General features: G+C 55.0%; 23 protein-coding genes. 9 read left to right on the top strand and 14 right to left on the bottom strand.

All coding sequences use genetic code 11. The features are described 5' to 3' along the window. The first annotated feature begins 168 nt into the window (after positions 1-168). Complete coding sequence (locus KFE80_09425; protein UTW44613.1) at positions 169-1,302, top strand: GGDEF domain-containing protein; 1,134 nt, start codon at positions 169-171, stop codon at positions 1,300-1,302. Between the two features lie 222 nt (positions 1,303-1,524). Here KFE80_09425 and polA read toward each other — a convergent pair whose 3' ends face one another. Further along, complete coding sequence (gene polA / locus KFE80_09420) at positions 1,525-4,266, bottom strand: DNA polymerase I (GenBank protein UTW44612.1); 2,742 nt, start codon at positions 4,264-4,266, stop codon at positions 1,525-1,527. A 106-nt stretch (positions 4,267-4,372) separates the two neighbouring features. Then, on the bottom strand, positions 4,373-5,278 hold the full coding sequence (locus KFE80_09415; protein ID UTW44611.1) for a zinc ABC transporter substrate-binding protein: 906 nt from the start codon (positions 5,276-5,278) through the stop codon (positions 4,373-4,375). A 118-nt stretch (positions 5,279-5,396) separates the two neighbouring features. On the opposite strand from KFE80_09415, the gene KFE80_09410 reads away from it, so the two are divergent. The 4 genes from KFE80_09410 to KFE80_09395 all read left to right on the top strand — a co-directional run bounded on the left by KFE80_09410 (position 5,397) and on the right by KFE80_09395 (position 8,246). Beyond that, a complete protein-coding gene (locus KFE80_09410) occupies positions 5,397-5,876 on the top strand; it encodes a transcriptional repressor (GenBank protein ID UTW44610.1) in 480 nt (159 codons plus the stop codon). Continuing rightward, positions 5,867-6,652, top strand: coding sequence for a zinc ABC transporter ATP-binding protein ZnuC (gene znuC / locus KFE80_09405; protein ID UTW44609.1), 786 nt, complete (start codon positions 5,867-5,869; stop codon positions 6,650-6,652). The genes KFE80_09410 and znuC overlap by 10 nt, the downstream gene beginning before the upstream one ends. Then, entirely contained in the window at positions 6,645-7,451 is an 807-nt protein-coding gene (gene znuB / locus KFE80_09400; GenBank protein ID UTW46686.1) for a zinc ABC transporter permease subunit ZnuB, read from the top strand. The genes znuC and znuB overlap by 8 nt, the downstream gene beginning before the upstream one ends. 132 nt (positions 7,452-7,583) lie before the next feature. Next, positions 7,584-8,246, top strand: coding sequence for a helix-turn-helix transcriptional regulator (locus KFE80_09395; GenBank protein UTW44608.1), 663 nt, complete (start codon positions 7,584-7,586; stop codon positions 8,244-8,246). Between the two features lie 268 nt (positions 8,247-8,514). On the opposite strand, the gene KFE80_09390 is transcribed toward KFE80_09395, so the two are convergent. The 5 genes from KFE80_09390 to KFE80_09370 are packed head-to-tail and all read right to left on the bottom strand — an operon-like array spanning position 8,515 to position 12,510. Then, on the bottom strand, positions 8,515-9,186 hold the full coding sequence (locus KFE80_09390; protein UTW44607.1) for an SCO family protein: 672 nt from the start codon (positions 9,184-9,186) through the stop codon (positions 8,515-8,517). A 46-nt stretch (positions 9,187-9,232) separates the two neighbouring features. After that, a complete protein-coding gene (locus KFE80_09385) occupies positions 9,233-10,150 on the bottom strand; it encodes a heme o synthase (protein ID UTW44606.1) in 918 nt (305 codons plus the stop codon). Then, positions 10,147-11,190, bottom strand: a complete 1,044-nt coding sequence (locus KFE80_09380; protein UTW44605.1) for a COX15/CtaA family protein — start codon at positions 11,188-11,190, stop codon at positions 10,147-10,149. Before KFE80_09380 ends, KFE80_09385 begins: the two co-directional genes overlap by 4 nt. After that, entirely contained in the window at positions 11,187-11,789 is a 603-nt protein-coding gene (locus tag KFE80_09375) for a hypothetical protein (GenBank protein ID UTW44604.1), read from the bottom strand. The genes KFE80_09380 and KFE80_09375 overlap by 4 nt, the downstream gene beginning before the upstream one ends. Next, positions 11,782-12,510, bottom strand: a complete 729-nt coding sequence (locus KFE80_09370; protein ID UTW44603.1) for an SURF1 family protein — start codon at positions 12,508-12,510, stop codon at positions 11,782-11,784. Before KFE80_09370 ends, KFE80_09375 begins: the two co-directional genes overlap by 8 nt. A 59-nt stretch (positions 12,511-12,569) precedes the next feature. On the opposite strand from KFE80_09370, the gene KFE80_09365 reads away from it, so the two are divergent. Further along, positions 12,570-12,788 (top strand): twin transmembrane helix small protein, encoded by a 219-nt coding sequence (locus KFE80_09365; protein ID UTW44602.1) that lies wholly within the window; start codon positions 12,570-12,572, stop codon positions 12,786-12,788. Between the two features lie 57 nt (positions 12,789-12,845). Here the strand turns inward: KFE80_09365 and KFE80_09360 are convergent, their stop codons facing one another. Genes KFE80_09360 through coxB form a run of 4 tightly spaced genes read right to left on the bottom strand, consistent with a single transcriptional unit; the run spans position 12,846 to position 17,131 of the window. Further along, on the bottom strand, positions 12,846-13,775 hold the full coding sequence (locus tag KFE80_09360; GenBank protein UTW44601.1) for a cytochrome c oxidase subunit 3: 930 nt from the start codon (positions 13,773-13,775) through the stop codon (positions 12,846-12,848). Between the two features lie 32 nt (positions 13,776-13,807). Then, positions 13,808-14,407, bottom strand: a complete 600-nt coding sequence (locus KFE80_09355; GenBank protein UTW44600.1) for a cytochrome c oxidase assembly protein — start codon at positions 14,405-14,407, stop codon at positions 13,808-13,810. 4 nt (positions 14,408-14,411) lie between these two features. Continuing rightward, positions 14,412-15,968, bottom strand: coding sequence for a cytochrome c oxidase subunit I (ctaD, locus tag KFE80_09350; GenBank protein UTW44599.1), 1,557 nt, complete (start codon positions 15,966-15,968; stop codon positions 14,412-14,414). Between the two features lie 11 nt (positions 15,969-15,979). Beyond that, complete coding sequence (gene coxB / locus KFE80_09345) at positions 15,980-17,131, bottom strand: cytochrome c oxidase subunit II (GenBank protein UTW44598.1); 1,152 nt, start codon at positions 17,129-17,131, stop codon at positions 15,980-15,982. 288 nt (positions 17,132-17,419) lie between these two features. On the opposite strand from coxB, the gene KFE80_09340 reads away from it, so the two are divergent. Together KFE80_09340 and KFE80_09335 are read left to right on the top strand one after the other, a co-directional pair. Next, a complete protein-coding gene (locus tag KFE80_09340) occupies positions 17,420-18,781 on the top strand; it encodes an MATE family efflux transporter (GenBank protein ID UTW44597.1) in 1,362 nt (453 codons plus the stop codon). 98 nt (positions 18,782-18,879) lie between these two features. Continuing rightward, the gene (locus tag KFE80_09335) at positions 18,880-19,536 is read left to right on the top strand and encodes a hypothetical protein (GenBank protein UTW44596.1); all 657 of its coding nucleotides are present in this window, start codon (positions 18,880-18,882) and stop codon (positions 19,534-19,536) included. Positions 19,537-19,550: 14 nt separating this feature from the next. On the opposite strand, the gene KFE80_09330 is transcribed toward KFE80_09335, so the two are convergent. From KFE80_09330 to KFE80_09320, 3 genes are read right to left on the bottom strand one after another with little or no spacing between them, the layout of a single operon-like run. Further along, positions 19,551-20,132 (bottom strand): YceI family protein, encoded by a 582-nt coding sequence (locus tag KFE80_09330; protein ID UTW44595.1) that lies wholly within the window; start codon positions 20,130-20,132, stop codon positions 19,551-19,553. Between the two features lie 21 nt (positions 20,133-20,153). Beyond that, positions 20,154-20,372, bottom strand: a complete 219-nt coding sequence (locus KFE80_09325; protein ID UTW44594.1) for a hypothetical protein — start codon at positions 20,370-20,372, stop codon at positions 20,154-20,156. A gap of 52 nt (positions 20,373-20,424) precedes the next feature. Next, a complete protein-coding gene (locus tag KFE80_09320) occupies positions 20,425-20,961 on the bottom strand; it encodes a gamma carbonic anhydrase family protein (protein ID UTW46685.1) in 537 nt (178 codons plus the stop codon). A gap of 151 nt (positions 20,962-21,112) precedes the next feature. Between KFE80_09320 and KFE80_09315 the strand changes: the two genes are divergently transcribed. Next, positions 21,113-22,543: a DASS family sodium-coupled anion symporter gene (locus KFE80_09315; protein ID UTW44593.1), complete on the top strand. Its 1,431-nt coding sequence runs from the start codon at positions 21,113-21,115 to the stop codon at positions 22,541-22,543. Positions 22,544-22,551: the final 8 nt, after the last annotated feature.

Raw genomic sequence — 22,551 nt, 5'->3', positions numbered from 1 at the left:
ATTTGGCTTGTGGTTGACGAGCTGTAGTTTTCGGCGCAACCTTACTGCAACGCCAGATATCATGCGGGATTGCGAACTTTTAATAGTCGCTGTGCATGAAGGTATAGCCTGCTTTTATGCATATTGGTTGTGCCTGCGCGTTATAACAATAACCACACCGGATGGCCTATGTCAGAGCTTATTTCCAGCCACTGTCGCGAATCGGTTCTTCGCGAGCAGGTATCCCTGCTCTATCGAAGTGCAGCGGGGGCGGTGGTATCGTCGGCAGGCTTGATGCTGTTTACGGTCATCGCACTGTGGGAGGTAGCCCCTGCCCAACAACTGCTGGTTTGGGGGGCTGCACACCTTGTTTTGGCTATTATTCGATTGCTTTGGCTCAGGCGATTTTCACAGCACCCAGACAGTGCCAGCCTGCAGGGGTGGATAAACAGCTTTCTGGTCATGGTGTTTGTCAATGGCCTTTTGTGGGGCCTGCTGCTTTCCATGTACAGCAGCGACTGGCCACTGCCTCACCAGTTTATGACCTGGATTGTTTATCCGGGAGTGGTGGCGGGAGCAGTGATGGCTCTGGGGGCGTATTTCCCGGCGTTTGTGAGCTTTGTCGTCCCCCTGATCCTCAGTTGCGCCTGGGCGCTGTTGAGCATCGATGATAGCGAATACGGCATGATGTTATTGATCATGGTGGTGTTCTTTGCCTGTGTGTTGATGACCACGCGCAGGTACAACGCCACTTTGGTCGAGGCCATAGAGGTGAAAATGCATTTGCAGGAGGCGAATCGCAAGTTAACCCAACTGGCTACTCAGGATGTACTTACCGGGGTACCCAACCGGCGGGCATTTGACTACCAATTGGAGCGCGAGTGGGGCCGCAGCAAGCGCCAGCAAACTGCCATATCACTGCTTATGGTGGATGTTGACCACTTTAAAAGCTTCAATGATCGCTTTGGCCACAGTGCCGGTGATAATTGCTTAAAAGAGGTGGCGGTTGCCATTGCTGGCCAGCTTCGGCGCCCCAGCGACTTGGCCAGTCGCTTTGGCGGTGAGGAGTTTGCGTTGCTATTGCCGGACACCGATATCAATGGTGCGGCAATAGTGGCGGAGAATATCTTGCAGGCCGTGCGCCAAGTGAATTTACCGGGTATTCAGCTGGACGGTGCGAGCACAATAACCGTTAGTATTGGTGTCAGCTGCTGTACGCCCAGTGACGAATGCGATGCTTTGCAGCTGATGGAGGAAGCAGATCGAGCGCTCTACCAGGCCAAGGACTCTGGTAGAAATTGTGTGGCGCTTAGCCAGCCATAATAAGCATAAAAAAACCCTGGCCATAGGGGAGTGGCCAGGGGTTGCGTTGCTGTGCTTGGGGGAAACAAGCGTTGCTTTTGCCAAATGTATCTTGCCAGAGAGGGTAAAAGGGGGAACCCTTACTAAGCTGATTACGGCTTTTTAGAGCACCCGGGGTCAGCAAAAGTTCACGGCTCAGGCAAATTTTCCCGATCTTTTTTAACGGGCCATTTTCAATGGGCGTTAATGAGCTTGCTCCCAGTTGGCACCGCTGCCAATGTCCACCACCAGAGGCACCGCCAGTTGAGCAGCACCGGCCATTTGTTGGCTCAATCCTGATGTGATTTGCTCCAGTTCAGAAGTGGGCACCTCAAGCACCAGTTCATCGTGCACCTGCATAATCACTTTTGATGCCAGCCCCTCGTCGCTAAGCCATCGATCCACCGCGATCATGGCCCGTTTGATAATGTCTGCCGCGGTGCCCTGCATGGGCGCATTGATGGCGGCGCGCTCTGCTGCCTGGCGGCGCATGCCGTTGCTGGCGTTGATTTCCGGTACGTGTAAGCGGCGGCCAAATAGGGTCTCTACATAGCCTTTGTCGCTGGCGGTGGCGCGAGCTTCGTCCATATAGCGCTGTACGCCGGGGTAGCGGGCAAAGTACAGGTCGATGTATTCCTGGGCCTGGTTGCGGCCGATATGTAACTGGCGACCGAGGCCAAACGCCGACATACCGTAGATCAGCCCGAAGTTGATGGCTTTGGCGCTGCGCCGTTGCTCGCTGGTGACCTTATCCAGCGCCGTACCAAACACCTCGGCCGCAGTGGCGGTATGCACATCCAGGCCGTCACCGAACGCCTTCAGCAGGCCTTCGTCACCGGATAGATGGGCCATAATGCGCAGTTCAATCTGGGAGTAATCCGCGGCTACGATCACACTGCCTTCTGGGGCAATAAACGCCTGGCGAATGCGCCTGCCCTCTTCGGTACGCACCGGTATGTTCTGCAAGTTGGGGTCTGAGGACGACAGCCGTCCGGTTGCCGTAACAGCTTGGTGGTAGGAAGTATGTAAGCGCCCACTTACGGAATTCACCATGGTGGGCAGTTTATCCGTGTAGGTGGATTTCAACTTGCTGAGGCTGCGGTGTTCCAGCAGCAGCTTGGGCAGCGGGTAATCCAGCGCCAATTCCTGTAGTACTTCCTCCTTGGTGGAGGGGGCGCCTTTGGCGGTTTTTTTCAGTACCGGGATGCCGAGCTTGTCGAACAGGATAGTACCCAGCTGCTTGGGGGATGCCAGATTAAACTCCTCCCCCGCCAGCTCGTAAGCCTGTGCCTGCAGTTCGGCAATGCGCTGGCCCAGCTGTTGGCTCTGCTCGGTGAGCAGGCCCGCGTCCAGTAGCGCGCCGTTGCGCTCAATGCGCGACAGCACTGGCACCAGGGGCAACTCGATCTCTTCAAAAACCGATTTCAAAGGGGCGTCTTTTTCCAGCGTGGGCCACAGCTGCTGGTGCAGGCGCAAAGTGATATCGGCGTCTTCGGCGGCGTAGGGGCCCGCCTCTTCCAGGGGAATCTGGTTGAAGGTGAGCTGCCTTGCCCCCTTGCCGGCGATTTCTTCAAACTTGATGCATTTGTGATTCAGGTAGCGCTCTGCCAGGCTGTCCATATCGTGGCGGCCAGCGGTGGAGTCTGCCACGTAGGATTCCAGCATGGTGTCGTAGGCCACCCCCTGCATATGGATGCCGGAGCGGGCGAGTACGCTTATATCGTACTTGAGGTTCTGGCCCAGCTTGTCGAGCGTTGGGTCTTCCAGCAGCGGTTTTAATTTGGCGAGCACCCGATCGCGAGGTAGCTGATCGGGGGCACCCAGGTAGTCGTGGCCGAAAGGTACGTAAGCGGCTTCGCCAGCGGTTACCGCAAACGACACACCCACCAGTTCCGCCTGCATATAATCCAGGCTGGTGGTCTCGGTATCAAAGGCAAACAGGCCAGCTTGTTGAAGCTTCTCAAGCCAGCTATCCAATTCCTCTTCAGTGAGAATGGTTGTGTAATTTGTCTCTATCTTGTTGGGTTTGACTGATAGTGGGTGCTCACTGCTGCCCTCCTCTATCTCCGCGATCCAGGTCTTGAATTCCAGTTCGGTAAACAATGCCAGCAGCCGGTCGCGATCCTCCGGTTCCATGGTCAGGTCTTGTGGCCCTTGTTCCAACGCCACATCCAGCTTGATGGTGGCCAGCTCGTAAGACAGAAAGGCCAGTTCGCGGTTGTCTTCCAGCTTTTTATGCATGGTTTTGGCGCCGCGAAATTCCAGTTCACAGACCTTGTCCAGGTTCGCGTAGATGCTGTCCAGGCCACCCAGCCCTTGCAGCAACGCCAACGCGGTTTTTTCGCCCACACCGGGCACGCCGGGAATGTTGTCCACCTTGTCGCCCATCAGTGCCAGGTAATCGATAATCAACTCCGGCGGCAGACCAAACTTGTTTTTAACGCCGGCAATGTCCATCACCTCAACCGGGTCTTTCATGGTGTTGATCAAAGTCACGTGCTGGTTGACCAACTGGGCCATGTCCTTGTCGCCGGTGGACACCACCACGTCGATTCCCTGCTCTGTGGCTTGATGCGCCAGCGTGCCGATCACATCGTCCGCCTCTACCCCCTCCACCACCAGCAATGGCATGCCCATGGCTTTAATGATGTGGTGTATGGGCTCTACCTGGGGGCGCAAATCGTCGGGCATGGGCGGGCGCTGGGCTTTGTACTCTGGGTACATATCGTCGCGAAAGGTTTTGCCCTTGGCGTCGAACACCACGGTAATGCAGCTCTCCGGGTAATCCTTCACCAGGCGACGCAACATGGCAGTTACCCCGCGCACGGCGCCCACCGGAGCACCGGCTGAGGTTCGTAAGTCTGCCTTGTACATGGCGTGGAAGGCGCGGTAGAGGTAAGAAGAGCCGTCTACGAGGACGAGAGGCGCGGTGGAGGAGTCAGACATAGAACGTAGGCCTGGTTGTGAATGGCAAAGCGGCAAGCTTATCAGGGAGTCGACAAAGGCCCAACTTCGGTTTCCCAGGGTCTGTTATCCCCCGTACAGCTTCAACCTATGAAATCGAAGCAGTCAGGCAGCGCTGAAAAGCATCCAGGAACCCATCGAGAAAACTCAGGTATCCCAGCTGCTGGGGTTTTGCTGTTACCTGACTGCCCAAAGGATCCAGGACAACCTGTTTTATACCGGTTGTGGCGCTGTAGATGTCGGCTACCTGAGTGTCAAATTGGGGGTCAATCAACACACAAGCAATATCGCTGCCCTGCCCGCTTCCCTGTTTGAGCAACCGTTGCATGGTTTTGGCCCCAGCCTTTGCGCCGGACGTGGTTCTCAATGATCCCAGCTGATGTAATTGATAGCGATTGACAAAATGCAGGTAGGCATCGTGCTGCACAATAAAAGAGCGCTTGGGTAACCCTGCGAATTGGTGCTCAGCGCGGTGCTCGAACCGGGAAATCTGTTTGGCAAACTGGCTGGCGGCCTTGCGGTATTCACTGCTGTTGTCGGCATCCACAAGTGCAAGCTGAGTGGCCAGTTCGTAGGCAATGGCCAATGCATTGCCTGGGTTAAGCCACAGATGGGGGTCGCCCTGAGTGTGATGGTGGTTGTGCTCGTGGTCGATATCGCCTGTTGGCCATTGGATAGCGTGTAATTGATCGGCACTGATCAACACTTGCTCTTTATGGGCGACCTTGCCCACAAAACCGTCCATCGAGCTGCCAATATGAAGCAGAATATCCGCGCGCTGGATTTTGCGGCGGTCCGATACCTTCAGAGTATAGGTGTGAGGTGATCGACCAGGGGGAATAAGCTGTAAAACCTCTGCGTTGTCACCGGCAATATCTTGGGCGATCAGGGCCAGGGGCTTAATGCTGGCGATGATTGTTGGCTTGTTGGGGGTGCTTGCCAAGACGTTACTGGCGGCTACAGCCAGCAACACAGTGATAATGTACCGGGTCACTAAAAAGTCTCTTTACAACGGTGTTGAAAGTTACATAATAACATTTTGCAGTTTCAACAAATACCCTTCAAATGAAGCGATTTTGCTCAAAATGGAAGTGATCTTTCGGTGATATCATATGATAACAAACTCCAAACTTGCCTATCACGACCATGACCACGAACGTTGCATCAGTGCAGCGCTTGTCCGTGCGGCGGCTGTCTGTGAACAGCACAATGCTCGTTTTACGCAAGCCCGCAAAGATGTGCTTTCTCTGCTGTGGCAAAGCCACCAGCCGCTAGGCGCCTATAAAATTATGGACTTGCTGTCAGAAAAGCGCGGCAAGCGAGTAATGCCTCCCACGGTGTATCGAGCGCTGGACTTTTTGTTGGAGTTGGGCCTGATTCATCGAATTGCCTCCTTGAATGCCTACATTGGCTGCCCTTTCCCCGGCAGCAGCCACAAAGAGCTGTTTCTGATCTGCCGAATTTGCGGTTCCGCGGCAGAATACAGTGCCGATAACGTCAGTGATGCGATTACCACCGCAGCTCAGCATGCCAATTTTCAGCTTGAGTCCCAGTCCCTGGAACTGATGGGAATTTGCCCGAAATGCCGGTAACTGAAAGCGACGATGTGCTGATAAATCTGAATGGGGTAGGGGTTCGATACGGCAAGAAAAACGTCGTCGAAAATGTCGACTTATGCCTTGAAAAGCGGCGAATAATTACATTAATTGGCCCTAATGGAGCGGGAAAGACAACCCTGGTCAAAGTCTTGTTGGGCTTGCTGAAGGCCTCTTCCGGGCAAGTGCAACGATCCAAAGGTCTGCGTATCGGCTATATGCCCCAGAAATTGCATATCGACAGTACCATGCCATTGAGTGTCAGCCGCTTGCTCAGGCTCTCTGGAGCCGCACAAACCCTTTGTGTGCAAGCACTATCCCGAGTGTCTGCGGAACATTTACTGAACAGTCCGGTGCAGGGGCTGTCCGGTGGTGAAATGCAGCGGGTTCTTCTGGCCCGGGCGCTGTTGTCCAGGCCGAACCTGTTGGTATTGGATGAGCCGGTTCAAGGGGTGGATATCGCCGGCCAGGAGGCTTTGTACCAACTCATCGTTCAGCTGCGGGACGAATTGGGCTGCGGCGTACTTATGGTTTCTCACGATTTGCATCTGGTGATGGCTGCCACCGACGAAGTGGTGTGTTTGAACAAACACGTATGCTGTCACGGTTCCCCGCAGAGTATTGCATCAAATCCAGCCTATTTGCAGCTTTTCGGTGCAAAAACGGCTTTTTATAACCATGTTCACGACCATAGCCACGGGATGGGTGGTGAGGTGGTCTGCGACCATGGGCATCGCCCAGAGGGTGATGGTGGAGGGCCGCACAGTGCCTGAGTTTATGTGGCTGGCACTGTTGGCGGGCACCTCAGTGGCTGTTGCCAGCGGCCCTCTCGGGGCGTTTATTGTCTGGCGGAAAATGGCTTATTTTGGCGATACTCTTGCACATTCGGCCCTTTTGGGCACTGTTTTGGGTGTGGTTTTGCAAGTCGTTCCTACCATTTCGGTGATGATCGTGTGCTTGTTATTGGCGCTGTTGTTGGTGGCACTGATGCGCCAGAGGCAACTGGCGGTAGATACGCTACTGGGCATTATGGCCCACAGTGGCCTGGCGCTGGGGATGATCGCCATAGCACTTGTTCCCCAGGTGCAGGTGGACCTGGAAAGCCTTCTTTTTGGCGACCTGTTGGCGGTCAGCAAAGCAGACTTGGGAATGATGGCGGCTGTAGCCTTGATCGTACTGGCGACACTCTGGTGGTTTTGGCGGCCATTGCTGGCGGTTACCGTCCATGAAGACCTGGCTCGGGTTGACGGAATCCCGGTGACCGCCATGCGAACCGTATTAATGCTATTGGTGGCACTAACCATCGCCATTGCCATGAAAGTCGTAGGGGCGTTGCTGGTGACGGCATTGCTGGTGATACCCGCAGCGGCGTCCCGTCGCTTGTCGCACACACCGGAGCAAATGGCTTGTGGGGCGGCGTTGTGCGGTGTTTTATCTGTGGTGTCTGGCTTGGCCATGGCGTGGTACTGGGACACGCCGGCAGGCCCTTCTGTGGTTATCAGCGCAACCGGTTTGTTTTTGTTGAGCTTACTGTGTCGCCTGCCAGCCGGTCGCTCTGTGAGTCATTATTAAGACTGATTTTTTTGCCCGCCAAAGGTCGTACTGTCTGAATCCTGTTGCAACTAAAGGCTGACCTGCTTATGCTCGAAACCTATGGGGATGGAGCATAAGCGGCTGATTTTTCAGCGGCCGCTGGGAGCAAATATGGAAAAAACTCATCAAGAATTATTTCAGCCTTCTAATAAAGAAGTAGCAACTGAGGCTGACCTGGTGCTGGTGTCTGATGTCGCCAGCCTGCAAAACAGCTTATTACTTGAAAAACTCGAAGAGCAGTTGGGGATTCACTGCAAGTTGGTGGAGCCTGGTCAATTGGCTCGCGGCGGTTGTTTGTTGTTGGATTGTGCCGTGCTGACACCTGAGCAGTCCGCGCAGGCCATAAAAGGCTCTCAGGACTGGCTGCCAGCTCCTTATGTGGCGCTACTCAATGCCACCGCATTCAGTGCTCACGAAGGCCTGATGCAGTGGCCTCGAGTGAATGGTATTTTTTACAACAGCACTGGCCATGCCAAGCTGCTGGAAGGCATCGCTACCATTTTGCGTGGGGAGTACTGGTTACCGCGTCGCCTGCTTCATGGCTTTGTGGAGTGCAATCGCCGAATTCCCAGCAGTGACACTTCTTCAGCTAGCCTGACCCGTCGGGAATGGCAGATTCTGCAACATATTCTCGACGGTAAAACCAATGCCGCTATTGCCGGTGAGCTGTTTGTCAGCGAGCACACCATCAAGAGCCATTTGTACAATATCTTCAAGAAAATTGGCGTTAAAAACCGCCTCGAAGCCAGTAATTGGGCGCGGGATAATTTATAACGGCTGCGGGCCGCTAGCTTCGAGCAGCGGGCAGATGGAGCTAATTTGTCATCCTGAGCGTAGCGAAGGATCTAAGTGGTGAGTACCAAGTAAGGGACCCTTCGCTACGCTCAGGGTGACATCAATTAAGATACTGCGAAGCCCGAAGCCCGAAGCCCGAAGCCCGAAGCCCGAAGCCCGAAGCCCGAAGCCCGAAGCCCGAAGCCCGAAGCCCGAAGCCCGAAGCCCGAAGCCCGAAGCCCGAAGCCCGAAGCCCGAAGCCCCTCAACTACCCCTTAAACGTATAGCGGATAGAGCGCCAAGTCAGGCGCATCTCCGTGGGGTTTTGCGGGTAGCGAAAAAATCCGTGATAGTGGCCGTAAGGGTTTACCAGTACCAATTGGGCACTGTGATCCACGGTGTAGTCGGATTCGGCGTTGTCGCTCTCCAAAGGGACCTTGGTGTAGGCAACATTCAGCTCTGCGGCCAGTTTGCGAATAAAGTGGGGGTTGCCGGTAACGCCGGTAAAGCGGTCATTGAAGTAGGGCACGTATTGCTTTAATGCTTCCGGAGTGTCCCGTTCTGGATCGACGCTGACCATGATGATTTGCAGGTCGGCTTTCTCATCTTCGGTCAACGGCTCGACCATCTTGTTCAGCTCCGACAAGCCAGTGGGGCAAATATCCGGGCAGAAGGTAAAACCGAACAGCAGAATGCTCCATTTGCCCTTTAGGCGCTCGCTGGTGAATGGCTGGCCGTTATGGTCAACCAGTGAAATTTCTCCGAAAATCCTTGGCTTTTCAAAGATGATCGCGCCGTTATTGCGCAATTCTTTTTCCGATAAAACCCGTGGCGTGGAGATTTTGTTGTAAAACAGGCCAACTCCGGCAAAGGCAAACAGCAGTACCCCAATCACGGTCAGGCGAATGTTGTCTTTGCGTTTTTTGGCGTTATCAGTCATCAATGGCTCCCGGAAATTACTTCGCTCAATACAGCGGTCGGCTATTTTACAGGCCACCCAGCCCAACTCGGGCTGGAATCAGGTAGTGGTCCAACAACATCAGTACAAACAGCGCCATCAGGTAAACAATGGAGTACTTGAAGGTGGCCATACCGGCGTCGGCTTTTTTGCCGCGCATCATCACCATTGCCCAGTACAGGAAGCCAACATCCAGCGCCAGAGTGCCCAGCAGGTAGAGCCAGCCAAACATGCCGGTGACATAGGGCAGCAGGGTTACTGCCAGCAGGATCAAGGTATAGAGCAGAATATGCAGCTTGGTGTAGGCCTCCCCATGGGTGACCGGCAACATGGGGATGCCCGCCTTGGCGTAATCCGCTTTGCGGTGTACCGCCAGCGCCCAAAAGTGTGGTGGTGTCCAGGCGAAAATGATCAGTACCAGCAATAGCCCGTGGCCGCCCACGTCATTGGTCACCGCTGTCCAGCCAAGCAGGGGAGGGGCGGCACCAGCGAGGCCACCAATCACGATGTTCTGTGGTGTGGCCCGCTTCAAAAACATGGTGTAGATAATGGCGTAGCCCATCAGCGAGGCCAGAGTGAGCCAGGCAGTGAGTTGATTGGTAAACAACATCAAAATGGCCATACCCAGAGCCGCGGTGAGAGTGGCGAACAGTATTGCCTGGCTTGGGCCCACGCGGCCCACCGCCACCGGGCGGTTAAAGGTGCGGATCATCTTGGTGTCCACATGGCGGTCCACTACGTGATTGACTGCAGCGGCAGCACCGGCACAGAGGGCGATACCCAGATTGCCCATAATCAGTACATCCAGAGCGGGCAGGCCATTGGGTACCGCCAGCAGCATGCCGATGACCGAAGTCAGAATCATCAGTGCGACCACCCTGGGTTTGGTCAGCTCCAGATAATCCCGCCAGCCCGCCTGATGGATTTCGGTGGATACATCACTCATTGGGTGCCCTCAGGTTGCTGTCGGTAGCGATAGAGCTGGTGGAGTAGGGTGACCAGGGTCAGCAATAGTAATGCGCCCCCGGCGTTGTGGGCCACCGCCCCCGGCAGTGGAATAATATATATCACATTGCTGATACCCAGTGTCACTTGAATCACCAGCGCCGCCAGTACCGCGATGGCGTAAGGGCGCAGGCTGGCACTGCCCGCTTTTAGCAGGGCCGCGCACAGCCCCAGCAGGTACAAAGTGACTACCAGGGCACCTACCCGGTGTACGAAGTGGATGGTTACCCGGGCGTCATTGTCCATGGTGCCGCCAAGGTAATTGGGGCCAATATCCTGGGTGATATCAAAGGCTTCAGCCATGTCCAGTGGTGGCAGCCAATGGCCGTGGCAGGTGGGGAAATTGATACAGGCAATGGCGGCGTAATTGGAGCTGGTCCAACCCCCCAGTGCAATTTGAATAAACACCACCACCAGGCCGCCAATGGCCCAAGCGCGAAAGCGATCGGTTTTACGGTCAGGCGCTGCGGGCGCATTATTGCCCAGCCTCAAGTACAGCAGCCAGAGCAGGGCGAGCACTGAAAAGCCACCCAGTAAGTGAGCGGTTACTACCTGTGGCCATAGTTTAAGTGTTACCGTCCAGGCACCGAAAGCGCCCTGTAGAATCACCAGTGCCAATAGCCCAATACAGTGTTTCACCGGGTAGTCAGGGTATTGTTTGCGGGCACGGAAAGCCACGATAGTGAGCGCGACAATGACCGCCCCCAGGGTAGTGGCAAAGTAACGATGCACCATTTCTGGCCAGGTTTTATCGTGTTCCACGGTTTCGTTGAAGCGCTGTTCAGCGATGCGAATTTCTTCCGGGGTGTCTGGCCACAGCAGGTGGCCGTAGCAGCCGGGCCAGTCCGGGCAGCCCAGGCCTGCGTCCACCAGCCGAGTAAAGGCTCCCAGCACCACCACTACCACCGCCAGCAGCACAGCGGCAACAACCAACTTGCGGCCAGGCAGGGCAGCTAAAGGGCGGTTTGAAGATGGGCTCACAGCAGTACCTTGAGGTCTTTAATCACTTTTTTGTATTCGTTTTCAGGGGTGTAAAACAACACCAGTTCGCCATTGGGAGCTACCAGGTAATAGCAACCCTGGCAGTTTTGCGGGGCGTTGGTTTTTGCCACCCGGGCTTTAAATGCGCCGTTATCAAGCAGTGCGGGCATACCGGCGTGGGCTTCTTGCAGCAGCTGCAGCAAGGAATCACTGGCGGGCTGATCGCTGATGTAGGCCCTTTCCAGGCGGTTTTTGCGTTTGGGGATCAAGGTATGTATCTGCCGGGTCAGGTACAGGGCTTGCTGGCAGAGTTCGTCACAAGGGCCGTTGGCGGCCACCAGTAGTTTCCATTTGCTGTTTTCGCCTACTTGCCAGGTTTCGCCAGAAGCTGCCGTAAAAACCTCGCCTTTGATCGATTGCCGCGGCTCGATCAGGGTGCCGTGGTTGGTTGTGCCCAGCCAGCTGAGCAGTTCTTTTTGCTGTTCCGAGTTGGCGGGAAAGAACAGATAGGCTAATGCCATAGCCAGCAGCGGCAGGCCGATAACCAGGCTGCCTTGCAGTACGGCTTTACGGTTTGTCTTGGGCATTGGTTCAGTCATTCGTTGCTCTTTTGGGGAAACAGGTAATCAACGTCAGCAGGGTAAGTGCCACTGCCATGGAAAACCAGGTCACTGCGTAGCCGGTGTGACGCTCTGGTTGCACAGTGATGACAGGCCACCCGGTTTGCAGCGCTCCTGACTGATTGGCTTGCAGCCGCAAGGTCAAGCTGGGCAGGGTAGCATCAAGGTCTTTTGCCATGGCACTGAAGTTCAGGTTTTGTATGACTTTGGGCCACCCCTCTGCGGCGCCATAAAGGCTGCTGGCTTTGTCCAGTGGTGCGTACAGGCTGGCCGTTATCATGACAGTGGTATCGGGTGTGGATATTTCGGGCAACTGGCTGCGTAGGCGCGGTGCTTTTATCCAGCCGCGATTGATCAGTAGCCAGTTGCCTTCGGGAGTTTGCAGCGGGGTAATCACTTCGTAGCCCGGTTGCCCTTGGCGTACCCGGTTGTCGAGCAAAAAATGACGCTGGTTGTCGTAGCGGCCTGTGACAGTGGTGGCCCGGTAGCGAAACTGTTCAGTGCCCATCAGTTGTTCGATGGGGGCAGGGGGCAGGGCGGCGCGCTGTTGCAGTTGTGCGAGTATGGCGCGCTTCTCGTCGGCGCGCTTCAGCTGCCAGTTGCCCAGGGACAGGAGTACCGGCAGCAGCAGGGCGGCCAGTAGCAGGATTTTCCAGTTTGGGGCGAAGTGGCGGTTGTTTTTATTCGGATTCGACAGCATTGGGGTGAAGTGCGATTATTCCCGGCGATTAACAACGATAAAAACGGATAAAAACAAGTATGTGGCTCAAGATTGTTATTGTTCTACTGCTAATAGCCATGGTGGTTAGCCTTACTAGTGGCCTGGTATTTCTGTTCAAAGATCTGGGAAGCCGCAAGCGCACGCTCTATGCGCTGGGTATCCGAATCGGCTTGGCAGCCTTGCTGGTTACCGCCATTGTGTACGGGGTGCATACCGGGGAGCTGAGTTTGCAGGCCCCCTGGCATGGCAGGTACTGATTCGTCATTGCGAGTAGCTTTGTTTAAACAATGCTCCCCGCAATGACGGGCTTTCAATTACAAGATGTACACAAAGATGAACAGGCAGATCCACACCACGTCTACAAAGTGCCAGTACCATGAGGCCGCTTCAAAACCAAAGTGATCGTCCTTTTTGAAGTGGTTACCAAACACGGAACGCAGCAGCTGAATCAACAGCATAATGGTACCCATGGTGACGTGGGCACCGTGGAAACCGGTGAGCATAAAGAAGGTGGTGCCGTAGATGCCGGATTCCAGAGTCAAACCCAAGTCCTGATAGGCCTCGATATATTCCACGACTTGGAAGTACAAGAAGGTGCCGCCCAAGATCACAGTAATACCCAGCCACAGGTTAAAGGCGTTGCGCTTGCCCGCTTTGATGGCGTTATGGGCAATATGCACGGTAAAACTGGAAGCAATCAGGATGATGGTGTTGAGCAGCGGCAGGTGCCATGGGTCGATAATGGCGTCTGGCCCTTTGAATTTTGCGTCGTCGCCATTCGCCGCCTGATCTGGCGTGGTCATCAGTGGCCATTCGGCGTTAAACCCCGCCCATTCCGGGTCAGCGGCGAGCCAGTCCAGGGAATAGATACGCACGTAAGCCAGGGCGAAGAAGAAGATGAAGAAGAACATCACTTCGGAGAAGATAAACCAGCCCATCCCCCACACGTAGGAGCGTTTCAGCTGGTCGCTGGGCAGGCCGGCTAGGTTTTCCTGGATAACGGTATTCCACCAGCTGGCCATAACGCCCGCAAAAAACAGGCAGCCGACGATAAAAATCTGTTGCCCGGTAAAACCGAGTACAGTTGAACCCACCAGCCAGTGAGAGGCGCCAAACAGGGTAACCCCGAGGCCCAGAGCCGTGAGGATGGGCAGGCGGCTGGAAGCGGGCACGTAATAATTTTCATGTTCGCTGGCTGCGCCATGCTCTTGGTTATTGCCATCTTGTGCGATTTCGCTAGACATTATTTTTCTCCGCGATGTTCATCGTCCCTCACTTACCCTTTGCCCCAGTCGATGGTGCCGCTGGATGCCTTGGCATCCATTTCGGTAACGTCAAACAAAGTATAGGAGAGGGTGATGGTGTGAATCTGTTTGGGGAGTTCCGGGTCGATGGTAAATACCATCGGTAACTTGGCCGACTCCCCCGCTTTAAGCGGCTGACGCTCAAAGCAGAAGCATTCCATTTTGTGGAAGTAATCCACCGCCTTGAAGGGCACTACGCTGGGTACCGCCTGGGCCACCATGTCGTTTCCAGTGGTGTTGTTGGCAACGAATTCAATGGTGGTTTGTTCGCCAGGGTGAACCCGCACCTGTTCAAGGGCGGGGCCGAATTGCCAAGGCATGCTCTCGTTGTTGGTGGCCAGAAACTGCACTTTGACGGTGCGGCTGGTGTCCACCGCAGCCGGTACGGCCTCATAGGAGGATTCTTCGATTTTGGCGTTGAGGCCGGTGATATCGCAGAACACGTTGTACAGCGGCACCAGGGCGAACGAAAAGCAGCCCATGCCCACGACAATGGCCAACGCCCACAGCACAATGCGCCGGTTGGCGCTGCCTGCTTTGTGAATGTCGGTTGCCGTGGAGTGTTCGGTCATGGCTTTATTTCACTGTTGGGGGGGTTGAAAAGGTGTGATAAGGCGCCGGTGACGGTACTGTCCACTCCAGACCTTCAGCCCCTTCCCAAGTTTTGTCGGCAGTGGTTTTCTTGCCGCCCTTGATGGTCAGAATAATAATCACCAGGAACAGGATCTGGGAGATGCCGTAAAGGAAGGCACCACAGCTGGAGATCATGTTGTAATCGGCAAATTGCAGGGCGTAGTCCGAGTAGCGTCGCGGCATACCCGCCAGGCCCACAAAGTGCTGTGGGAAGAAGGTCAGGTTGAAGCCGATAAACGAGGTCCAGAAGTGCACCTGAGCCAGCGGTTCGCTGTACATGCGGCCGGTCCACTTGGGCAGCCAGTAGTACACCGCCGCCGACATACTGAACACCGCACCGGCAACCATCACGTAGTGGAAGTGGGCCACCACGAAATAGCTGTCGTGATACTGGAAGTCCGCCGGGGCGATGGACAGCATCACCCCGGTAAAACCGCCGATGGTGAACAGCACCAGAAACGCCAGCGAGAACAGCATCGGCGTTTCAAAGGTAATGGAGCCTTTGAACATGGTGGCGATCCAGTTGAACACCTTCACCCCAGTGGGCACCGCAATCAGCATGGTGGCGTACATAAAGAACAGCTCACCGGCCAGCGGCATACCCACGGTAAACATGTGGTGCGCCCAGACGATAAACGACAGCAGCGCAATGGACGCGGTGGCGTACACCATAGAGGAGTAACCGAACAGCGGCTTGCGCGAAAAGGTGGGGATAATCTGCGAAATCACGCCAAACGCTGGCAAGATGATGATGTACACCTCCGGGTGACCGAAGAACCAGAACACGTGTTGGAACAGTACCGGGTCACCGCCGCCGGCCGCATCAAAGAAGCTGGTGCCGCCGTGAATGTCCATCAGCATCATGGTCACCGCGCCTGCCAGTACCGGCATTACTGCCACCAGTAGGAAGGCAGTGATCAGCCAGGTCCATACGAACAGGGGCATTTTCATATAGCTCATGCCCGGTGCGCGCATATTGAGGATAGTGGCGATGATGTTGATAGACCCCATGATCGACGACGCGCCCATGGTGTGCACCGCGAAAATAAAGATGGTCGCAGTCAGGGGATTGGCGTAGGTGGTGGACAGGGGTGCGTAGAACGTCCAGCCCGCTTGCGGTGCGCCGCCTTCAGTAAAGAGGGTAGCCGCCAGCATCAAAAACGCTGGTGGCAATAACCAAAATGACAGGTTGTTCATCCGCGGTAGCGCCATATCCGGCGCGCCGATCATCATCGGGATCATCCAGTTGGCCAGACCCACAAAGGCGGGCATGATGGCGCCGAACACCATCACCAGGCCGTGCATGGTGGTCATCTGGTTAAAAAATTCCGGCTCCACCAATTGCATGCCCGGCTGGAACAGCTCGGCGCGGATTATCATGGCGAACGCGCCGCCGAGGATAAACATGGCGAAACTGAACCAGAGGTAGAGGGAACCGATGTCTTTGTGGTTGGTGGTATACAGCCAGCGGCGAATACCTTTAGCAGGACCATGTGCCATGATCTTTTCTCCTATTCGCCTTTGCGGTGGTTGTAAACGTCAACGGGCTGCACAATTTCGCCAGTGTTGTTGCCCCAGGCGTTGCGCTCGTAGGTAATCACTGCCGCCAAATCCACATCGGAAATATTGCCGCCAAAGGCTTGCATGGCGGTGCCGGACTTGCCGTTGACCACGATGTCGATGTGGGCGGTGAGCTGATCCGCTTCAATTGCCATTGGACTGCCTTTGAGGGCAGGGAAGGCGCCTTGAACCCCTTCGCCATTTTCCAGGTGGCAGGCTGCACAGTTCTTGCTGTATACGTCTTTGCCGCGAGCCATCAGCTCATCCAGGGTAAAGACTTTGCTGGTGAGGGCGCGCAATTCCGCCGCTTCTTGTTTTTTCTGAGCCAGCCAGTCGTTGTACTCCGCCTCGGGTACGGCTTTTACCACGATGGGCATAAACGCGTGGTCTTTGCCGCACAGTTCGGCGCAGTAGCCACGATAAGTGCCTGCTTTTTCGATATAGGCCCAGCTTTCGTGGGTAAAGCCGGGTATAGCGTCGCGTTTTACCGCCAGGTCCGGCACCCACCAGGAGTGAATAACGTCAGAGGCGGTGACCAGGAAGCGGACTTTTTTGCCCACTGGCAATACCAGCGGCTCATCCACTTCTTGCAGGTAGAATTCGCCTTTGGCGGTTTTGTTTTCAATCTGGTCTCGTGGGGTGGAAAGAATGCTCAGGAAGCCAACATCTTCACCGATGTAGTCGTAGCGCCATTTCCACTGGGAGCCGGTCACTTTGATGTCCAGTTCCGCTTCATCGCTGTCGTACACTTCGATCAGTGCGGTGGTGGCCGGCCATGCCATGCCAATAAGGATAATAAAAGGAATAACGGTCCAGGCGATTTCCACTTTGGTGCTTTCGTGGAAATTGGCGGCCACAGCGCCTTTGGATTTGCGGTATTTGATCAGGCTGAAGATCAAGGCGCCAAAGGTGAGTACCCCAATGGCGACGCAGATCCAGAACATCAGCATATGAATGTCGTAAACCGTCTGGCTTACCGGGGTGACACCAATCGGCATGTTTTCATCCGATCGGCCTGCGCTGTCCGCGGCAAGGGCACTGCCCCCCCAAAGACACGCAGAGCCCAGCAACAGCATTGTTAGCTGTTTAGCTCGTGCGAACATTACCCGTTCTCCTGTTGTAGAACTTTCAGCGCGGCGAGGCGCTATCTTTTTTGTTCTTTACTGTCTTTTTTGTTTTTTTATATCGGGTGTCTTGTGTTGGTGCACCCTGTACTTCTTTTTATGTATTGCTCACACAAGGGCATTCTGATAGCCCTGAGTAAACAGGGGTCGAGTATCAAAAACTTGGTACGTATAAGTCAACTGATTTTTGGTGAGAATCGGCTTTTACAAGGTGTTTTCGCCGACTTTCCGCTACAATCCCTCGCCCGCTTAACCCCCCACCTTGATATGTCTGCTTCCTGCCTTCGCCAACGTTATCAGCGCGCCATCCATCGCCGAGTGATTGCGATTGCCTGGCCGATGATTATTGCCGGAGCCAGTGGGCCGCTGCTGGGGGTCGTGGACACGGCCATTTTGGGTCACCTGGACAGCGCCCGTTACCTCAGTGCTGTGGCAATAGGGGCCAGCGCGCTCACTCTGGTTTTGTGGTTGTTGTCGTTTCTGCGCATGGGCACTACCGGTTTGGTGGCCAGGGCTTGGGGGCAGGGGAGCCAGCAGCGTTGTCGAGAGTTGTTGTGGCAATCCCTGGTGTTGGCCTTTGCTTTGGGTGCACTGTTGATTGTTGTCCAGGCGCCTCTTTTGCAGCTGATTCTGTGGCTGCTGGGCCCCAGCGACGAAATTTACGGGATTGCTCTTGAGTATTGCCAAATTCGCATCTGGGCGGCACCGGCGACATTATGCAGCTACGCCGCCATTGGATGGCTGTTGGGTTTACAGCGAGCGCGCCAAACTCTGGTCATTATGGTGGTGGTTAACGGCGCCAATATTGGCCTCGACTTTTTGTTTATTGTGGGTTTTCAGATGAACAGCGCCGGTGCGGCCTGGGCATCGTTGTTGGCGGAATATCTGGGATTGGCGGTTGCGCTGTTATTTGTTCGCCACCAGCTGGCCCACCTCAGTGGTTATGTGGCTCCCCGCCAACTATTGCAGCTTCACAGTTACAGGCGCTTGCTGGTCGTAAACCGGGATTTGTTTTTGCGCACCGCCTGCGCGGTGTTTGTGTTTACGTTTTTTACCGCTCAGGGGGCTCGCCTTGGCAGTGAGGTTGTCGCCGCTAATGCGATTTTGATTCAGCTGGTATTGCTGGTGTCCTATGGGCTGGATGGCTTTGCCCATGCGGCAGAGTCCTTGTCCGGCCAGGCGGTTGGTGCACGCAAGCTGCAGCGTTTTTATGGTGTTTGTCGAGCCTGCGGAGTCTGGGGTGTCACTATTGCCGCTGTGGCCAGCGGGTTATATGGGGTTTTCCAAGGTGCCATTGTGAGCGTGTTTACCGACCTGCCAGAAGTCGCCACCTTGGCCAACACTTATTACGCTTGGTTGGTGGCAGTGCCGCTGCTTGCAACGGTTTGCTACACCCTGGATGGCGTGTTTTTAGGTGCGGGCCGTACCCGGGAAATGCGCAACACCATGTTTGCCGCCCTGGTGTTATTTTTGGGCGGCTGGTGGCTGACGTTACCCTGGGGCAATACCGGTTTGTGGTTGTCGTTTTGTGTATTTATGGGCGCGCGCAGCTTGTTTATGGGGCTGGCTTTTTGGCGGTTATCACAGCAGGGTTGGTTTCTTTTTCGTCACCTGCACAAAACCCCATAGCGCGCCACACAATAGTTACGACCTTGGTAAGCCGTGTCAGTCACGTTCAATGAACTTCTGGTTTGGTGTTTGTGGTCGCTATTGTCTAGCTTAACAGTATGAGTATCGACCGATTGCGGCAGGCTATTCGGGTTGCCAGAGAGCAAGATGTGGAAACTGGCCGACTATCGCAGTTTCTGCAAAGTCGTGTTGGCGAATTGCATCGGGCAATTCAGTTGCCCGTAGATAACTCGGTGCCTGCCTTGCTCAACTTTGTGATTCGTTATATTGAGCATGTGCCTGAGTTTGTTGAAGCCGCAGGGGATATCTCCAGGCAAGCCGGCATTGAGCGTTCTATCGAGCCAGTTATGGGAGCGGCCTGTGACTTTTTTCTGTCCCCACCCGAGCTAATAAGTCAGTGGCTGGAAATATCTGACGGTCTGATGGGAATGATGGCGGAGGCCTATCTGGCGCACCGCCTGATCGAAGAAGTCAACGACCGTTATATGACGCACTTAGGTGCGCCCCTGGTACCAATGGATATGACTCGCTCTAATTTGATTGTGCATCAGCTGCTCGGTGAGCAGTTTGCCAATCACCTAGACGGTGTCGTGGAAAAGGCGGTTAACCGGCTTCAACAGGGGGAGAGTGAAACGTCCGGCCTTACCAGCTTTGTGGATCGCTGCCGTCAGCGAGATATAGACCGGGAACTGATTCGCTGGCCCTGCCTGACCGACAGCTTGTCAATTAGTTTGATGCTGGGTGGCAGGGCCTGAGGAATCCTGAGACGTTATTTCTTTTCAAAGATCAGATGGAAGCTTACCGGCACCGCATTGCTGATGCTGGGCAATCCGGCAACCGTGCGTAGCTTTTCGACCCCTGCTGCCAGATCAAAGGAACCTGCATTCACCAGAATGGGTCGCTGATTGTTCACCAGTAGCCGACCTTCAGTCAGGCGGACAATGCTGACGGGGCCCAAATCCAGATCTTGAGTTTTACCATGTAAGCTGAGGCTGCCAGTGAGGTTTTGTGTCAATTGTTCACCCACCTTGAGGCTGGCAAGGGCTTGGGTATCCACGTTGGCTTTGATGGTAGCGCTGGCAAAAGTGGCGGTATTAAACAGCATTTCCCGCATGCGCTGGTCGCGAATGTCGATGTTGGTGTGAATGCTGGCCAGGTCGATCACGACCTTTGCCTTTCCCGGGGATACCGAGCCTGATAGCTGTTTAAAGTGGTGCACTTCTGCGATATGAGTGGCTTTGGTGGTCACCAGGGTGACGCTGGAGAGTTCATTGCTCAGTGTCCACCCGGCATTGGCAAGATTGGCACTTATCAGCAGTAGTGCGGCGATGGCAGTGTGCAGGTACTTCATGAACAGGTCCTCAGTATGGAATCAGTGGCACTGGCGGTGCAGTTTGGATTGCAGTGCCCGGCGGCGTTTGCGTAATTTGTTGCCACGTTTGGTTTTGTAACCGGCTCGCAGCTCGTCGTTAACTTTGTCCAGTTGTTGCAGCCATGTGCGGCACTGTTGCTTCGAAGCCGAACCCTTGTCGGCCTGGGCAGAACAGCAAGTGACGCAAAGCAGCATCAACAGCGTGATGAATTGTTTCATTTTTCCTCCCTGAAAAGAAATTGACTGAATTTATCCCTTTGTTTGCGGTTGCCTATACCGCGGTCAGGTATTCGTCTTTGAGTTTGACGTAATTGCCCGCGGTGTAGGTGAAAAAGGCCCGTTCTTTATCACTCAACGGACGCAGCTGTTTTACCGGATTGCCCACATAAACGTAGCCGCTCTCCAATTGTTTACCCGGTGGCACCATACAGCCTGCACCGACGATGGTTTCATCCGGTACCAGCGCGCCGTCCATCACGATGGCGCCCACCCCGATCAGTACCCGGCTGCCCACAGTGCAACCGTGAAGTACGGCTTGGTGGCCAACGGTGACTTCGTCACCCAGGGTGAGCGGCCAGCCGTCCGGGTTAAAGTCACTGGCGTGGGTAATGTGCAACACCGCGCCATCTTGAATGCTGCAGCGTTGGCCAATACGGATGCGATGCATATCGCCACGAATCACCGCGGCGGGCCATACGGAACAATCATCACCGAGAAACACATCCCCAATCACCGTGCAGGCCGGGTCGATGTACACTCGATCGCCCAGCTGTGGGCGATGATTCAGGTAGGGGCGCAGTGGGTTCATGATATTGTCCTGTTGATTGGGCAAACGCAGTATTTCAAAGTCCTTGGGAGTATTCAATTGGCCGGCGCTGTGAAAATCTGCCGCGATTATTTAAGGTGTAAAGCGGTTAAAAACGTTATCCACATAGACAAAAAATAAAAGGGTAGGCCTTATGGCACGAATTATTGGTTTTTCTTTGGGTATTGGCCTGCTGTTACTGACCTTATTGACGCCGCCTCCAGAGGGTATGAGCGACAGTGCCTGGGTAACCGCTGGTGTGGGGCTGTTGATGGCTTGTTGGTGGGCCACAGAGGCGATCCCGGTGCCCATGACTTCACTGGTGCCGATTGTATTGTTCCCTATGTTGGGGTTGGTCAGTTTGAAGGGGGCGACAGCCCCTTATGCTCACCCGGTTATTTATCTGTTGATGGGGGGCTTTATTATCGCCACCGCCCTACAGCGCTGGAACCTACACCGCCGCTTGGCACTGACCATCTTGCGTCAGGTGGGCAACCACCCCTACGCCATTATTGGTGGCTTTATGGGCATTAGCGCATTTCTATCCATGTGGATCAGTAATACCGCCACTACCATCATGATGATCCCTATTGCCCTGTCTATGGCTTCGGTGCTGATCGGTGGCGATAAGAAAGAAGATAACTTCACTATCTGCCTGATTTTGGGCATTGCTTATTCGGCCAGTATTGGTGGCCTTGGCACCTTGGTGGGTACGCCACCCAATGCGATGGTGGCGGCCTATATGTCGGAAACCTACAACGTGGAAATCGGCTTCCTGCAATGGATGTTGCTGGGGGTGCCGGTGGTGTTGGTACTGGTGCCGCTGGCTTGGTGGCTGCTGACCCGGTTGGCCTTCAAATTCGATATCCAGCACAACGACAACGTGGGCGATGTGGTACGTGATGAGCTGGCCGGAATGGGCAAGATAACGGTGCCAGAAACCCGTACTGCGATTGTGTTTATCTGTGTCGCGCTGGCCTGGGTGACGCGCCCGCTGCTGCAAAAGCTGCCCGGTTTGGATGGCCTCAGTGATGTCATTATTGCCATTGCCGGTGCCATCGCCATGTTTATGGTTCCCTCCGGCTGCGCCAATGAGAAAGGTACCCGCCTGCTGGACTGGAATACCGCCGCCCAGATTCCATGGGGCGTATTGCTGCTGTTCGGCGGCGGCCTCAGCCTGGCCAGTATGGTCAGTGCCACCGGGCTGGCCGAGTGGTTGGGGGATGCCCTGGCCGCGCTGACGACCTTCCACATGCTGATTTTAATTTTTGCTTTGGTGACCTTGGTGATCTTCCTTACCGAGCTCACCAGTAACACCGCCACCACCGCCACCTTGTTGCCAGTAATGGGCAGTATCGCCGCAGTTGCCGGGCTCGATCCCATGTTGTTGGCGGCCCCCATGGCACTGGCGGCCAGTTGCGCCTTTATGTTGCCAGTGGCGACGGCACCCAATGCCATCGTATTCGCTACCGACCGAGTCAGTATTCCGCAGATGGCCAGGGCGGGGGTTTGGGTGAATATAGCTGGCATTGTGGTCATCAGCGTACTGAGCTATCTGTTGGTGCCCAAATTGCTGGTGGGTTGATCCCTATT

Source organism: bacterium SCSIO 12696, assembly GCA_024397955.1.
Classification (GTDB): Bacteria; Pseudomonadota; Gammaproteobacteria; order Pseudomonadales; family Porticoccaceae; genus SCSIO-12696.
This window is presented reverse-complemented; position numbering and strand designations above follow the sequence as displayed.